Raw genomic sequence first — 15381 nt, 5'->3', positions numbered from 1 at the left:
AATACCTGGTGGGTCTGGTTGGATTCGAACCAACGACCCCCGCCTTATCAAGACGGTGCTCTAACCGACTGAGCTACAGACCCAAAACCTTTTCGGATCAGTAGTCAGGTGGCTGAAGACCCAGGGAAGATTCCCTCGACCCAAGCCTACAACCGATCCCAGCTATATCAAACAACCGATAAGAGTGGACGCTTAACACGAGCACTTAAGCTCTGAAAGGAGGTGATCCAGCCGCACCTTCCGATACGGCTACCTTGTTACGACTTCACCCCAGTCATGAATCCTACCGTGGTAATCGCCCTCCTTGCGGTTAGGCTAACTACTTCTGGTAAAACCCACTCCCATGGTGTGACGGGCGGTGTGTACAAGACCCGGGAACGTATTCACCGCGACATGCTGATCCGCGATTACTAGCGATTCCGACTTCACGCAGTCGAGTTGCAGACTGCGATCCGGACTACGATCGGGTTTCTGGGATTGGCTCCCCCTCGCGGGTTGGCGACCCTCTGTCCCGACCATTGTATGACGTGTGAAGCCCTACCCATAAGGGCCATGAGGACTTGACGTCATCCCCACCTTCCTCCGGTTTGTCACCGGCAGTCTCATTAGAGTGCCCTTTCGTAGCAACTAATGACAAGGGTTGCGCTCGTTGCGGGACTTAACCCAACATCTCACGACACGAGCTGACGACAGCCATGCAGCACCTGTGTTCCGGTTCTCTTGCGAGCACTCCTAAATCTCTTCAGGATTCCAGACATGTCAAGGGTAGGTAAGGTTTTTCGCGTTGCATCGAATTAATCCACATCATCCACCGCTTGTGCGGGTCCCCGTCAATTCCTTTGAGTTTTAATCTTGCGACCGTACTCCCCAGGCGGTCAACTTCACGCGTTAGCTGCGCTACCAAGGCCCGAAGGCCCCAACAGCTAGTTGACATCGTTTAGGGCGTGGACTACCAGGGTATCTAATCCTGTTTGCTCCCCACGCTTTCGTGCATGAGCGTCAGTGTTATCCCAGGAGGCTGCCTTCGCCATCGGTGTTCCTCCGCATATCTACGCATTTCACTGCTACACGCGGAATTCCACCTCCCTCTGACACACTCTAGCCCGGTAGTTAAAAATGCAGTTCCAAAGTTAAGCTCTGGGATTTCACATCTTTCTTTCCGAACCGCCTGCGCACGCTTTACGCCCAGTAATTCCGATTAACGCTTGCACCCTACGTATTACCGCGGCTGCTGGCACGTAGTTAGCCGGTGCTTATTCTGCAGGTACCGTCAGTTCCGCGGGGTATTAACCCGCGACGTTTCTTTCCTGCCAAAAGTGCTTTACAACCCGAAGGCCTTCATCGCACACGCGGGATGGCTGGATCAGGGTTTCCCCCATTGTCCAAAATTCCCCACTGCTGCCTCCCGTAGGAGTCTGGGCCGTGTCTCAGTCCCAGTGTGGCTGGTCGTCCTCTCAAACCAGCTACGGATCGTCGCCTTGGTGAGCCGTTACCCCACCAACTAGCTAATCCGATATCGGCCGCTCCAATAGTGCAAGGTCTTGCGATCCCCTGCTTTCCCCCGTGGGGCGTATGCGGTATTAGCCACGCTTTCGCGTAGTTATCCCCCGCTACTGGGCACGTTCCGATACATTACTCACCCGTTCGCCACTCGCCACCAGACCGAAGTCCGTGCTGCCGTTCGACTTGCATGTGTAAGGCATCCCGCTAGCGTTCAATCTGAGCCAGGATCAAACTCTTCAGTTTAATCTCTGTATTTGTTCGTATTTCTTAACCCCCGAAAGGGTCGAGCCATACGTCGCTACTCAAAGGAAGTGAGGTATGTGCTTAGACTTGACATCTAAGGTACTTCACTTCTAGTGAGCACTTGATTTCATTGTGCTTGTGATAAAGCTGAGGCGGGTTTAAAAACCCAACTCAACCCATCACCGCACCCGCATCAAGCGCCCACACTTATCGGTTGTTTAATTGTTAAAGAGCGGTACTGCTAAATTCTTTACTGCCTGCCGACTGGCCCGGCGCTTTCGCGCCGTTCGCTGTGTCAGCAGCAGAGAAACGAGATTATGAAGAAGTTTTTATCGCTTGTCAAGTCAGCTTCGCGGGGTTCGCTACGCTTTCTTGCCGCGGCCTCTTCAAGACCTTTTCCTCTCTAGCAGCTACCGAAATTTCAGGGTTTTCCCTAATATTTCGGTAGCAGCCAAGCCCGAAACTATAACACAGTTTTTGCAGATTATGCAACTGGCTTCTGCCTGATTTGCATCCTATCGTGCAACCCTGCCGTTTACCGGATCTCTCCAGCGCTACGACAAGCTGTGCATACCTTCTCACTAGAAGACAAAACCCCACAGGCTCACCTGTGGGGTTTTGCAGAATAAAAGCCTGACGATGACCTACTTTCACAGACGTCCGTCCACTATCATCGGCGCAAAGTCGTTTCACTGTCCTGTTCGGGATGGGAAGGAGTGGGACCAACTCGCTATGGTCGTCAGGCGTAACTGGTTGAGCTGCCGCGCGTAAGCGCAGCCGCTCCAATCTGGGAAGAAACACAACGCGTGGTGACCAGAGTCGAACTCGATGGTCACGCACGAAGGGGGTGTAATTGATGTTGGCTGGCTGCCGACGGTGCAGCCAGATTTTGATTTGAACGACACTTGGAACGCTACATCACCAGGTCAATAACCATCAGTGTTATAGGATCAAGCCTCACGGGCAATTAGTATCGGTTAGCTTAACGCATTACTGCGCTTCCACACCCGACCTATCAACGTCCTGGTCTCGAACGACCCTTCAGGGGGATCAAGTCCCCGGGATACCTTATCTTCAGACGAGTTTCCCGCTTAGATGCCTTCAGCGGTTATCTCTTCCGTACTTAGCTACCCGGCAATGCCATTGGCATGACAACCGGTACACCAGAGGTACGTCCACTCCGGTCCTCTCGTACTAGGAGCAGGCTCCGTCAAGTATCCAACGCCCACGGCAGATAGGGACCAAACTGTCTCACGACGTTTTAAACCCAGCTCACGTACCTCTTTAAATGGCGAACAGCCATACCCTTGGGACCGGCTACAGCCCCAGGATGAGATGAGCCGACATCGAGGTGCCAAACACCGCCGTCGATATGAACTCTTGGGCGGTATCAGCCTGTTATCCCCAGAGTACCTTTTATCCGTTGAGCGATGGCCCTTCCATTCAGAACCACCGGATCACTATGTCCTGCTTTCGCACCTGTTCGACTTGTCAGTCTCACAGTCAAGCACGCTTATGCCATTGCACTATCAGCACGATTTCCGACCGTACCTAGCGTACCTTCGAACTCCTCCGTTACACTTTGGGAGGAGACCGCCCCAGTCAAACTGCCCACCATGCACTGTCCCCGATCCGGATAACGGACCAAGGTTAGAACCGCAAACAAACCAGGGTGGTATTTCAAGGTTGGCTCCACGCGATCTAGCGACCACGCTTCAAAGCCTCCCACCTATCCTACACAGGCCGGTTCACAGATCAATGCAAAGCTACAGTAAAGGTTCATGGGGTCTTTCCGTCTAGCCGCGGGTAGATTGCATCATCACAAACACTTCAACTTCGCTGAGTCTCAGGAGGAGACAGTGTGGCCATCGTTACGCCATTCGTGCAGGTCGGAACTTACCCGACAAGGAATTTCGCTACCTTAGGACCGTTATAGTTACGGCCGCCGTTTACCGGGGCTTCGATCAAGAGCTTGCACCCCATCACTTAACCTTCCGGCACCGGGCAGGCGTCACACCCTATACGTCGACTTTCGTCTTTGCAGAGTGCTGTGTTTTTAATAAACAGTCGCAGCCACCGATTCTCTGCGACCCCATCATGCTCAGCGCGCAGGCGCATCACACTACCGGGGTATACCTTCTCCCGAAGTTACGGTATCAATTTGCCGAGTTCCTTCTCCTGAGTTCTCTCAAGCGCCTTGGAATATTCATCCCGTCCACCTGTGTCGGTTTGCGGTACGGTCTCGTACAGCTGAAGCTTAGAGGCTTTTCTTGGAACCACTTCCAATCACTTCGCAAGCCATGCTCGCTCGTGCCACACCCTTGATTTACGCGCCCGGATTTGCCTAAGCGCCATCTTCGATGCAGCAACAGGGACATCCAACACCCTGATGATCTTCCGCAATCCGTCCCCCCATCGCACTGTACGACGGTGCTGGAATATTAACCAGCTTCCCATCAGCTACGCATCTCTGCCTCGCCTTAGGGGCCGACTCACCCTGCGCCGATGAACGTTGCGCAGGAAACCTTGGACTTACGGCGAGGGGGCTTTTCACCCCCTTTATCGCTACTCATGTCAGCATTCGCACTTCTGATACCTCCAGCAGCCTTTACAAGCCACCTTCGCAGGCTTACAGAACGCTCTCCTACCGCGTGCACAAAGTGCACACCCGCAGCTTCGGTTTATCGCTTAGCCCCGTTACATCTTCCGCGCAGGACGACTCGATCAGTGAGCTATTACGCTTTCTTTAAAGGATGGCTGCTTCTAAGCCAACCTCCTGACTGTCTATGCCTTCCCACTTCGTTTCCCACTTAGCGATAATTCGGGACCTTAGCTGGCGGTCTGGGTTGTTTCCCTCTTGAGTCCGGACGTTAGCACCCGGTGCTCTGTCTCCCAAGCTGTACTTGCGGGTATTCGGAGTTTGCCATAGTTTGGTAAGTCGCCATGACCCCCTAGCTATAACAGTGCTCTACCCCCCGCAGTAATACTTGAGGCACTACCTAAATAGTTTTCGGAGAGAACCAGCTATTTCCAGATTTGTTTAGCCTTTCACCCCTATCCACAGCTCATCCCCTAATTTTTCAACATTAGTGGGTTCGGTCCTCCAGCACGTGTTACCGTGCCTTCAACCTGGCCATGGATAGATCATCTGGTTTCGGGTCTACACCCAGCGACTAAAATCGCCCTATTCGGACTCGCTTTCGCTACGGCTTCCCTATTCGGTTAACCTTGCCACTGAATGTAAGTCGCTGACCCATTATACAAAAGGTACGCAGTCACCCCACAAGGAGGCTCCTACTGTTTGTATGCATACGGTTTCAGGATCTATTTCACTCCCCTTCCGGGGTTCTTTTCGCCTTTCCCTCACGGTACTGGTTCACTATCGGTCGATCACGAGTATTTAGCCTTGGAGGATGGTCCCCCCATCTTCAAACAGGATTTCACGTGTCCCGCCCTACTTGTCTTACGCTTAGTTCCACACACAAGATTTCATCTACAGGGCTATCACCTGCTACGGCCGGGCTTTCCATCCCGTTCGACTATCTTGCATGCTAAAACGTAAAGGCTCTTCCGATTTCGCTCGCCACTACTTTCGGAATCTCGGTTGATTTCTTTTCCTCGAGCTACTGAGATGTTTCAGTTCACCCGGTTCGCTTCCACTGACCTATGTATTCAGTCAGGGATACCGCATTGCTGCGGTGGGTTTCCCCATTCGGATATCTGCGGATCAAAGCTTGTTTGCCAGCTCCCCGCAGCTTTTCGCAGGCTACTACGTCCTTCATCGCCTGTGATCGCCAAGGCATCCACCATATGCACTTAGTCGCTTGATCCTATAACGCTGTAGGCTATAGGACCTGAGTATTAGCGTTTGTGCCGTTCATAAGTTTCAAAGCAGTCTGAGGCTTTCACCCCAGTCTTGAGAACTTGGAACAAAATTAATGCAATCACAACCCGTACTCATCTTCTTCGACTTGCGCCGAGTACTTGATAAGTACATTTCGTTGTGCTTCTTCCAGATTGTTAAAGAACGAATATAGCTGTTGGGTAAAACCCAACTCATAGCACTGCAAGCAGTGCTATGAGTTAGTTTCTACGCTGCACCAGGTAAACCTGATTCCAGCTACATCAAACAACCGATAAGAGTGGACGCTTAACACGAGCACTTGAGCTCTGAAAGGAGGTGATCCAGCCGCACCTTCCGATACGGCTACCTTGTTACGACTTCACCCCAGTCATGAATCCTACCGTGGTAATCGCCCTCCTTGCGGTTAGGCTAACTACTTCTGGTAAAACCCACTCCCATGGTGTGACGGGCGGTGTGTACAAGACCCGGGAACGTATTCACCGCGACATGCTGATCCGCGATTACTAGCGATTCCGACTTCACGCAGTCGAGTTGCAGACTGCGATCCGGACTACGATCGGGTTTCTGGGATTGGCTCCCCCTCGCGGGTTGGCGACCCTCTGTCCCGACCATTGTATGACGTGTGAAGCCCTACCCATAAGGGCCATGAGGACTTGACGTCATCCCCACCTTCCTCCGGTTTGTCACCGGCAGTCTCATTAGAGTGCCCTTTCGTAGCAACTAATGACAAGGGTTGCGCTCGTTGCGGGACTTAACCCAACATCTCACGACACGAGCTGACGACAGCCATGCAGCACCTGTGTTCCGGTTCTCTTGCGAGCACTCCTAAATCTCTTCAGGATTCCAGACATGTCAAGGGTAGGTAAGGTTTTTCGCGTTGCATCGAATTAATCCACATCATCCACCGCTTGTGCGGGTCCCCGTCAATTCCTTTGAGTTTTAATCTTGCGACCGTACTCCCCAGGCGGTCAACTTCACGCGTTAGCTGCGCTACCAAGGCCCGAAGGCCCCAACAGCTAGTTGACATCGTTTAGGGCGTGGACTACCAGGGTATCTAATCCTGTTTGCTCCCCACGCTTTCGTGCATGAGCGTCAGTGTTATCCCAGGAGGCTGCCTTCGCCATCGGTGTTCCTCCGCATATCTACGCATTTCACTGCTACACGCGGAATTCCACCTCCCTCTGACACACTCTAGCCCGGTAGTTAAAAATGCAGTTCCAAAGTTAAGCTCTGGGATTTCACATCTTTCTTTCCGAACCGCCTGCGCACGCTTTACGCCCAGTAATTCCGATTAACGCTTGCACCCTACGTATTACCGCGGCTGCTGGCACGTAGTTAGCCGGTGCTTATTCTGCAGGTACCGTCAGTTCCGCGGGGTATTAACCCGCGACGTTTCTTTCCTGCCAAAAGTGCTTTACAACCCGAAGGCCTTCATCGCACACGCGGGATGGCTGGATCAGGGTTTCCCCCATTGTCCAAAATTCCCCACTGCTGCCTCCCGTAGGAGTCTGGGCCGTGTCTCAGTCCCAGTGTGGCTGGTCGTCCTCTCAAACCAGCTACGGATCGTCGCCTTGGTGAGCCGTTACCCCACCAACTAACTAATCCGATATCGGCCGCTCCAATAGTGCAAGGTCTTGCGATCCCCTGCTTTCCCCCGTAGGGCGTATGCGGTATTAGCCACGCTTTCGCGTAGTTATCCCCCGCTACTGGGCACGTTCCGATACATTACTCACCCGTTCGCCACTCGCCACCAGACCGAAGTCCGTGCTGCCGTTCGACTTGCATGTGTAAGGCATCCCGCTAGCGTTCAATCTGAGCCAGGATCAAACTCTTCAGTTTAATCTCTGTATTTGTTCGTATTTCTTAACCCCGAAAGGTCGAGCCATACGTCGCTACTCAAAGGAAGTGAGGTATGTGCTTAGACTTGACATCTAAGGTACTTCACTTCTAGTGAGCACTTGATTTCATTGTGCTTGCGATAAAGCTGAGGTTTAAATCTCAACCCATCACCGCACCCGCATCAAGCGCCCACACTTATCGGTTGTTTAATTGTTAAAGAGCGGTACTGCTAAATCCTGCACTGCCTGCCGACTGGCCCGGCGCTTTCGCTGCGCTTGCCGTGGCATTTAGCACCTATCGAAATATCAGGGTTAACCCTAAGTTTTCGGTAACTGCCAAGCCTGAAACTATAACACAACTTTTGCAGATTATGCAACTGGCTTCTGCCTAATTTGCATCCTATCTTGCAAAACCGCAAAACGCCTGCCCGCTCGTTTTGCAGCGATCTTACGGGCCCATCCTGCCGCCCCGCCAGACCTGTCATGTGCCAGCCACCGCATCGCGGCCACCGAACTCATTCCTTGCTTTCCTGCCTTCGCTGCCCAACAAACTGTTTGAACTGCGAAGGAGCGAGACTATAGCACAGAATTTAAACGTGTGTCGCCAGCATGACACCTATTTTGCAGAAAAGTGAATTTTTCTGGGGACCGACCCCAAGCTAGTCGGATCCGGCCGCCCGCTCCCCTATATAGAAGCCAGGGCGGAAACCTGGCGGGCGGCCCAAAGCGCCGACCGGCCCCGGCGGGCCGGGTCAGATGCGCAGCTCGGTCGTTTCCTTGATCTGCTGGAGCGCAAAGAAGGATTTCATGTCGACCACGGTAGGGTGGCGCATGAGCGTGTCCATCGCGAAGCGCGAAAAGTGCGCCAGGTCCGCCACCTGGATCCGCAGCAGATAGTCCATGTCTCCGGACATGGCGTAGCACTCGACGACTTCGGGCCACAACTGCACGTCGCGCGCGAAGTCGCTGATGGGAGCATGGCTGGAGCCGCTGTGCTTATTGAGGCGGATGCTCACATAGGCCAGCAGCCCCAGGCCGACCTTCTCGGCATCGATCAGCGCCACGTACTTCTTTATGAAACCCTTCTCTTCCAGCCGCCGCACCCGGCGCAGGCACGGACTGGGAGACAGCGAGACGCGGTCCGCCAGCTCCTGGTTGCTCAGCCGTCCGTCGCGCTGCAGTTCCGCCAGGATCCTTAGATCTGTCCGATCCAGCTCGATGTCAGACATTTTTGGCCCTTGGTTTTTCATATACGGCAATATTATTGCTCAGACCGCCGCCTTTCGCGGCATGTTTGCAATTGTCTGCCCGCCCTTCCTACCTACAATCTCCGTCTAGACTTGAAAAACAGGTCATCCTTAAAACGATGCAAGGGAGCAGACTTATGAGCAGCGCTTTCCAACCCTGGGACAACCCGATGGGCACCGCCGGGTTCGAATTCATTGAATACGCGGCGCCGGACCCCGTCGCGCTGCGCAAGGTGTTCGAGCTGCTGGGCTTCAAGGCCATTGCCAAACATCGCCACAAGGACGTGACGCTGTATCGCCAGGGCGGCGTGAACTTCCTGATCAACGCCGAGCCGGATTCCTTCGCCCAGCGCTTCGCCCGCCTGCACGGCCCCTCGATCTGTGCGATCGGCTTTCGCGTGCAGGACGCCAATGCCGCGTACAAGCGCGCGCTGGAACTGGGCGCCTGGGGCTTCGATTCGCACAGCGGCCCGATGGAGCTGAACATCCCCGCCATCAAGGGCATCGGCGATTCGCTGATCTACCTGGTGGACCGCTGGTCCGGCAAGGACGGCCACGGCGGCATCGGCGACATCAGCATCTATGACGTGGACTTCGTCCCCGTGGACCCGGCGAACGCGCAAGCGGACCTGAACCACCGCGGCGCCGGCCTGACCCTGGTGGACCACCTGACCCACAACGTGCACAAGGGCCGCATGGCCGAATGGGCCGAGTTCTACGAGCGCCTCTTCAACTTCCGCGAAGTGCGCTATTTCGATATCGAGGGCAAGGTGACGGGCGTGAAGTCCAAGGCCATGACATCGCCCTGCGGCAATATCCGCATTCCGATCAACGAAGAAGGCACGGAAGAGAAGGGCCAGATCCAGGAATACCTGGACCTGTACCGCGGCGAAGGCATCCAGCACATCGCCATGTCCACGGAAGACATCTACGGCACCATCGAAGCGCTGCGCGCGAATGGCGTCGTGTTCCTGGACACGCCCGATACCTATTACGAACTGCTGGACCGCCGCCTGCCCAACCACGGCGAGGACGTGGCGCGCCTGCAGAAGAACCGCATCCTGCTGGACGGCGCCCCCGGCGGCGGCCTGCTGCTGCAGATCTTCACCGAAAACCAGATCGGCCCGATCTTCTTCGAGATCATCCAGCGCAAGGGCAATGACGGTTTCGGCGAAGGCAATTTCAAGGCGTTGTTCGAATCGATCGAACTGGACCAGATGCGCCGCGGCGTGGTCAAGTCGGTCGACTGAACGCCCGCCCCCGGCCGCTTCCTTCCCCGGCCAGGCCACCGGTGCTCGCGCACCGGCGCCGGCCTTGAAACCTCACCTCGGTGAGGTTTTTTTTTGCCTATTTCCTATTTCTTCAGCCGGTCCTGGAACTGCTTGCGGAACTTGGCGACCTTGGGCGCGATCACGAATTGGCAATAGCCCTGCTCGGGATGCAGCGCGAAGTAATCGCGGTGGTAGTCCTCGGCCTGCCAGAACCTGGCGGGCGCCAGCAGCCTGGTCACGATGGGCGCGTCGTAGACCTTCTGCGCCTCGACCTCCGCGATGACGGCTTGCGCCTGTTCGCGCTGGGCCTCGTCCTGCCAGAAGATGGCGGATTCATATTGCGGACCGATGTCGTTGCCCTGCCGCCCCGGCGTGGTCGGATCGTGGGTCGCGAAGAACACGCGCAGCAAGTCGCCGTAGGACAGCTCGGCCGGATCGAATTCAACGCGGGCGACCTCGATGTGGCCGGTATCCTTGCCGCACACCTGCTCGTAGCTGGGATTGTCCACGTGGCCGCCGCTGTAGCCGGGCAGCACGCTCTTCACACCGCGCAGATCGGTGAACACCGCTTCGACGCACCAGAAGCAGCCGCCGCCGAGTACGGCGACCTCATTGCCTGGGGAGGGTTGTTCTGCCATGACGATTCCTTCTTTCTAGATGGGCGGCCGCCGATGGCGGCCAGCGCCCGGGTTTCATGCGCGAAGCGCTGCCGGCAAGACTACTGCTTGGGCGGCGCCAGCGACAGGATCCATTCCGCCAGCGAGCGGGCGTCTTCCTGGCTGACCTGCGTCTGGGCGGGCATCGGAACGGCGCCCCAGGCGCCCCGGCCGCCGCCCCGGATCTTGCCCGCCAGGTAATCCACCATGGCGTCGCCCTGCCCCGCGTAACGTTCGGCCACGCTTTTCAGTGGCGGGCCCACGCGCCTGGCCTCGACCTGGTGGCAGGCCATACAGGCCTTGTTCTTGGCAAGGTCCAGGCCGGTGGTTTGCGCATGCGCCGCGCCCGCGCCCAGGGCGCAAGCGGCGGCCAACAACAGACTACTCTTCAAATGCATCGGTTACGGCCCCACGGCTCGCGGTGCTGGCGAGCTTGCCGAACTTGGCAAGCACACCGCGTGTATAACGCGGCTTGGGCTGAACCCAGGCCTGGCGACGAGCCGCCATTTCTTCGTCGCTGATATTGAGCTGCAGCAGCAGCCTGTGGGCATCGATGGTAACCGAATCGCCCTCCTGGATCAGCGCGATGGGACCGCCGACGAATGCCTCCGGCGCGACGTGGCCCACCACCATGCCCCAGGTGCCGCCGGAGAAGCGCCCGTCGGTGATGAGCCCGACCGTTTCGCCCAGGCCCTGCCCGACCAGCGCCGAGGTGGGCGCCAGCATTTCGCGCATGCCCGGGCCGCCCTTGGGGCCTTCGTAGCGGATGACCACGATGTCGCCGTCCCGGATCTCGCGGGCCATGATGGCCGTCATGGCGTCATCCTCGGAATCGAAGACGCGCGCAGGACCAGTGATGACGGGGTTCTTCAGCCCCGTGATCTTGGCCACGCACCCTTCGGGCGACAGGTTGCCTTTGAGGATGGCCAGGTGGCCCTGCGGATACAGCGCGCGGTCCAGCGGCATGATGACGTCCTGGTCCGCGCGCGGCGCGTCCGGCACATCGGCCAAGGTTTCGGCGATGGTCTTGCCGGTGATCGTGATGCAGTCTCCGTGCAGCAGGCCCGCGTTGAGCAACAGCTTCATGACCTGCGGAATGCCGCCGGCCCGGTGCAGGTCGGTGGCGACGTACTTGCCGGACGGCTTCAGGTCGCACAATACCGGAACGCGCTTGCGGATGCGCTCGAAGTCGTCGATGGTCCAGGGCACTTCGGCGGCGTGCGCGATCGCAAGAAAATGCAGCACGGCGTTGGTGGATCCCCCGGTGGCCATGATGACGGACACGGCGTTTTCGATGGACTCGCGCGTGATGATGTCGCGCGGGCGCAGATTGCGCCTGACCGCCTCGACCAGCACGCGCGCCGATTCCGCCGCGGAGGCGACTTTTTCCTCGTCTTCGTTGGCCATCGTGCTGGAATACGGCAGGCTCATGCCCATGGCCTCGAAAGCGGAACTCATGGTGTTGGCGGTGTACATCCCGCCACAGGAGCCCGATCCGGGGATCGCGCATTTCTCTATCTGCTTGAAATCCGCTTCGGGCATGCGGCCCATCGTGTATTCGCCCACGGCCTCGAAGACCGAGACGATGGTGAGATCGTTGCCCTTGTAGTGGCCGGGCTTGATCGTGCCCCCGTAGACATAGATGCCCGGCACGTTGGTGCGCGCCAGCGCGATCATGCCGCCCGGCATGTTCTTGTCGCAGCCGCCGATGACCACCACGCCGTCCATCCACTGGCCCTGCGCCGCGGTCTCGATGCAGTCCGCGATGACCTCGCGCGACACCAGCGAGTACTTCATGCCCTCGGTGCCCATGGACATGCCATCGGAAATCGTGGGCGTGCCGAACACCTGGGGATTCGCGCGGGAGGCGCGGATGGCGTCGATGGCCGCGTCGGCCAGCCGTTGCAGGCCGCTGTTGCAGGGCGTGATGGTCGAGTGGCCGTTGGCCACGCCGATCATGGGGTTGTCGAAATCGGCTTCCTGGTAGCCCAGTGCGTAGTACATGGCGCGATTGGGCGCGCGCGCGACGCCTTGGGTGATGTGGCGGGAACGTTCGTTGTGCGGCATGGTCTGTGTCTCCTGTCGGCCATCGGGACGCGGGCTTGCCGGTTATTATCATTCAACTTCATTGTGTCGGGCAGACCATGCTGCAATATCCAAAATTCGACCCCGTCGCCCTGCAGATCGGGCCGCTTGCCATTCATTGGTACGGGCTGATGTACCTGGTGGGCTTCGCGCTGGTGTACCTGCTGGGCCGCCGGCGCATCACCAGCGGCCACACGACGTCGCTGAACGTGCGGGACCTGGAAGACCTCATCTTCTACAGCGTGCTGGGCGTGGTGCTGGGCGGGCGGCTGGGCTATGTGCTGTTCTACAAGCCGTCGTACTACCTGTCCCATCCTGTCGAGGTGCTGTATCTGTGGCAGGGCGGCATGTCGTTCCACGGCGGCCTGATCGGCGTGATCCTGGTGATGCTGCTGTTCGCGCGCAAGAAGAAACTGCCCTTTTTCGCGGTCAGCGATTTCATCGCGCCGCTGATCCCGCTGGGGCTGGGCTTCGGCCGCCTGGGCAACTTCATCAATGGGGAACTCTGGGGCCGGCCCACGGACGTGCCCTGGGCCATGGTCTTCCCGGACAGCGGCGACGGCCTGCCGCGGCATCCGTCGCAGCTCTATGAGCTGGGCCTGGAAGGCATCGTGCTTTTCTTGCTGCTGTGGTGGTTTTCGAGCAAACCGCGTCCGCTCGGCCAGGTAAGCGCGCTGTTCCTGATGGGCTACGGGACGTTCCGCTTCCTGGTGGAGTTCACCCGCGAGCCGGACAATTTCCTGGGCCTGCTCGCGGGCGGATTGAGCATGGGACAGTGGCTGTCCCTGCCGATGGTCGCCCTGGGCGCCATCATGTTCAGCGTTACTGCAAAACGATCGTCCCGTTGACCGCGATGCTGACCGTGACCTCTCCCGCTTCCAGCGGGACGTCCGGGCTATAGCCGGCGGAGGCGTCCTTGGCCATGGCCGCCCCCAGCATGCGGGGCATGGGCGCCGGCCCCGAACCGCCGGAACCGCCGAGTTCCAGCTTGCTCAGGCGATAGCCGGAAAAGCCGAAGGCATTGGCGGCCGCCAGCGCGCGGTCCTTGAAGGCTTGCGCGGCCTCTTTGAGCAGCTTGCGCTCTTCGGCCTCGCGCGCCTCGCGCGACAACAGGAAGCCGATATTGGAGATGGCGGTCTTGTCCGACAGTTTGGACGCCAGGGCGGCGGCCGCTTCGAAGTCCTTGGATTCCAGGATCACTTCGCCATGGCCGCGCCAGGACGCGATCTTGCCTTTGCTGCTGGTATTGGGCCACACGTTGTAGCCGCCCGTCCGCACTTCCACGCCCTTGACGTCGCGCGCGCGCTTGACCACGTCGTCCAGCGCGGCGCTCAGCTTCTTGCCGGCGCCGGGCTGATCCGGCGCGTCGACTTCGGCGGACAGCGAGATGCGGACAGTGTCCTGCTTGACCTCGGAAGACGCGGTGGCCTGCAGCGACAGCTCGGGAGCGCGGCTCGCGGCGGTTTCCGCGGCGGCGGGCGCTTGCGCCTGCGCGTAGGCGGGCTGCACGGCGGCTAGAGCGGCCACGGCTGCGCACGCCGCACCGAGTCTGGTCAGCGAAAAAACGGGGTGTTTGAACATGGACGGGTCCTAGGAGGGAGGACGATGGGGAGGGAGGCGCCCGGCGCGGACCTGCGCTCAGGGCAGGTCCGCTGGGATAGATGCCCCGCCTGTGCCGTCAAGGCCGGCATCTCGAACCCTGAGGTTCAAGGTGGTCGCGTTCCGTAGAGCGTCGGGTTCGTCTACAGGAGACGATCACTCCAGCTCTGCACTCCCGCAACCAATATGCCATAAGACATAGGTTCAGAGAATGTATGGCCTAGTCACGAACACGGCAGGGACAAACTGAAAAATCTTGACTACAGCTTGATGAACTACAGCCTGATGAACTGTTAGAGCAGCTTTTCCTGACCCGACAAGGCGTCATCGAGTGCTGCGTTCATGTCCTCGATTCTACGCTTGAAGTCGCCGACCGCCAAACCGCCCAAGGGACCGTCGGGCGCTTTCATCGCAAGCAGTTCGCCCGCGATCTGCAATGCGGCCATCACGGCGATGCGTTCGTTGCTCGAAACCTTGCCCGTGCCCTGGATGCGCAGCATCAACTGGTCCACGTGGCGCACGGCGGCCACCAAGGTCGGCTTCTCTTCCACGGAGCACGCCAGGGAATAGTCGCGCCCCAGTATCGTTACATCTACGCGTTCCATCAGTGTTGCTCTCCAGACGGCGCGCCCGGCAAGCGGGCCAGCACGGCGTCGATGCGCTCGCGGGCCGAAGCGGCGGCCACGCGCAAGCGCTGTAGTTCGGTGTCGCGGGTGTGCAGGTTGCCCTGCAATTCGGTTTCCCTTGCGGAGAAACGCGATTCGAGCGAATGGCGCTCGGCGGTTTCGCGGGCCAGTTGTTCGCGCAGCGCGACTTCGGCCTGCTGGGCCTGCTCGAGCATGGCGCTGACGGCCCCGTCGTGTTCCTGAAGCTTGCTTTGCAGCGTGACGATCTCGGCCTCGCGCTCGGCGGCGCGCTGCTTCAGCACGCGCTGCTCAGCTTCGGTTTCGTTCAGACGGGCGCGCAACGCGTCACGCTCTGCGTGGAGTTGGCGGGTGCGTTGCACCAGTTGCCCGATGCGGGCAGCGAGTTGGTCTAGATCTTGCAGCATGGGCGCTATCGTAAACCATCCTG

9 protein-coding genes, 1 tRNA gene, 4 rRNA genes and 1 other RNA gene are annotated in these 15381 nt (G+C 58.2%); 2 read left to right on the top strand and 13 right to left on the bottom strand.

Annotated features, from left to right (window positions below; translation table 11 throughout):
• Nucleotides 1–6: 6 nt before the first annotated feature.
• The 6 genes from WHX56_RS08930 to WHX56_RS08905 all read right to left on the bottom strand — a co-directional run bounded on the left by WHX56_RS08930 (nt 7) and on the right by WHX56_RS08905 (nt 8678).
• Nucleotides 7–83 (bottom strand) — tRNA-Ile (locus WHX56_RS08930).
• Between the two features lie 132 nt (nt 84–215).
• A 16S ribosomal RNA gene (locus WHX56_RS08925) occupies nt 216–1746 on the bottom strand.
• Between the two features lie 631 nt (nt 1747–2377).
• Nucleotides 2378–2490 (bottom strand): 5S ribosomal RNA (gene rrf, locus WHX56_RS08920).
• 202 nt (nt 2491–2692) lie between these two features.
• Nucleotides 2693–5576, bottom strand: a 23S ribosomal RNA gene (locus WHX56_RS08915).
• 343 nt (nt 5577–5919) lie between these two features.
• Nucleotides 5920–7450, bottom strand: a 16S ribosomal RNA gene (locus WHX56_RS08910).
• Together the 16S, 23S and 5S rRNA genes with 1 tRNA gene alongside form the textbook arrangement of a ribosomal RNA operon.
• A gap of 751 nt (nt 7451–8201) precedes the next feature.
• The gene (locus tag WHX56_RS08905) at nt 8202–8678 is read right to left on the bottom strand and encodes an Lrp/AsnC family transcriptional regulator (RefSeq protein WP_129242444.1); all 477 of its coding nucleotides are present in this window, start codon (nt 8676–8678) and stop codon (nt 8202–8204) included.
• 155 nt (nt 8679–8833) lie between these two features.
• Between WHX56_RS08905 and hppD the strand changes: the two genes are divergently transcribed.
• The gene (gene hppD / locus WHX56_RS08900; protein ID WP_129242443.1) at nt 8834–9946 is read left to right on the top strand and encodes a 4-hydroxyphenylpyruvate dioxygenase; all 1113 of its coding nucleotides are present in this window, start codon (nt 8834–8836) and stop codon (nt 9944–9946) included.
• 104 nt (nt 9947–10050) lie between these two features.
• Here the strand turns inward: hppD and msrA are convergent, their stop codons facing one another.
• The 3 genes from msrA to ilvD all read right to left on the bottom strand — a co-directional run bounded on the left by msrA (nt 10051) and on the right by ilvD (nt 12690).
• Entirely contained in the window at nt 10051–10605 is a 555-nt protein-coding gene (gene msrA / locus WHX56_RS08895) for a peptide-methionine (S)-S-oxide reductase MsrA (protein ID WP_129242442.1), read from the bottom strand.
• A gap of 80 nt (nt 10606–10685) precedes the next feature.
• The gene (locus WHX56_RS08890; protein WP_338881016.1) at nt 10686–11021 is read right to left on the bottom strand and encodes a c-type cytochrome; all 336 of its coding nucleotides are present in this window, start codon (nt 11019–11021) and stop codon (nt 10686–10688) included.
• The gene (ilvD, locus tag WHX56_RS08885; RefSeq protein WP_129242441.1) at nt 11005–12690 is read right to left on the bottom strand and encodes a dihydroxy-acid dehydratase; all 1686 of its coding nucleotides are present in this window, start codon (nt 12688–12690) and stop codon (nt 11005–11007) included. Before ilvD ends, WHX56_RS08890 begins: the two co-directional genes overlap by 17 nt.
• Nucleotides 12691–12767: 77 nt before the next feature.
• Between ilvD and lgt the strand changes: the two genes are divergently transcribed.
• Nucleotides 12768–13556 carry a prolipoprotein diacylglyceryl transferase gene (gene lgt, locus WHX56_RS08880; RefSeq protein ID WP_287753502.1) on the top strand — a complete coding sequence of 263 codons (789 nt, stop codon included), beginning with the start codon at nt 12768–12770 and terminating at the stop codon, nt 13554–13556.
• On the opposite strand, the gene WHX56_RS08875 is transcribed toward lgt, so the two are convergent.
• The 4 genes from WHX56_RS08875 to WHX56_RS08860 all read right to left on the bottom strand — a co-directional run bounded on the left by WHX56_RS08875 (nt 13531) and on the right by WHX56_RS08860 (nt 15358).
• Nucleotides 13531–14289, bottom strand: a complete 759-nt coding sequence (locus WHX56_RS08875) for an SIMPL domain-containing protein (protein ID WP_287753503.1) — start codon at nt 14287–14289, stop codon at nt 13531–13533. The two genes, lgt and WHX56_RS08875, sit on opposite strands and share 26 nt — an antisense overlap.
• 78 nt (nt 14290–14367) lie before the next feature.
• Nucleotides 14368–14552, bottom strand: a non-coding RNA gene (gene ssrS / locus WHX56_RS08870) — 6S RNA.
• 48 nt (nt 14553–14600) lie between these two features.
• Nucleotides 14601–14912 (bottom strand): cell division protein ZapA, encoded by a 312-nt coding sequence (locus WHX56_RS08865; RefSeq protein ID WP_338881015.1) that lies wholly within the window; start codon nt 14910–14912, stop codon nt 14601–14603.
• Complete coding sequence (locus WHX56_RS08860; RefSeq protein WP_165360241.1) at nt 14912–15358, bottom strand: hypothetical protein; 447 nt, start codon at nt 15356–15358, stop codon at nt 14912–14914. Before WHX56_RS08860 ends, WHX56_RS08865 begins: the two co-directional genes overlap by 1 nt.
• Nucleotides 15359–15381: the final 23 nt, after the last annotated feature.

Source organism: Achromobacter veterisilvae, from assembly GCF_037619525.1.
In the GTDB taxonomy this organism is placed as follows: Bacteria; Pseudomonadota; Gammaproteobacteria; order Burkholderiales; family Burkholderiaceae_B; genus Achromobacter; species Achromobacter veterisilvae.
The sequence above is the reverse complement of the archived record's forward strand: the minus strand, read 5'-3'. Positions and strand labels throughout refer to the sequence as shown.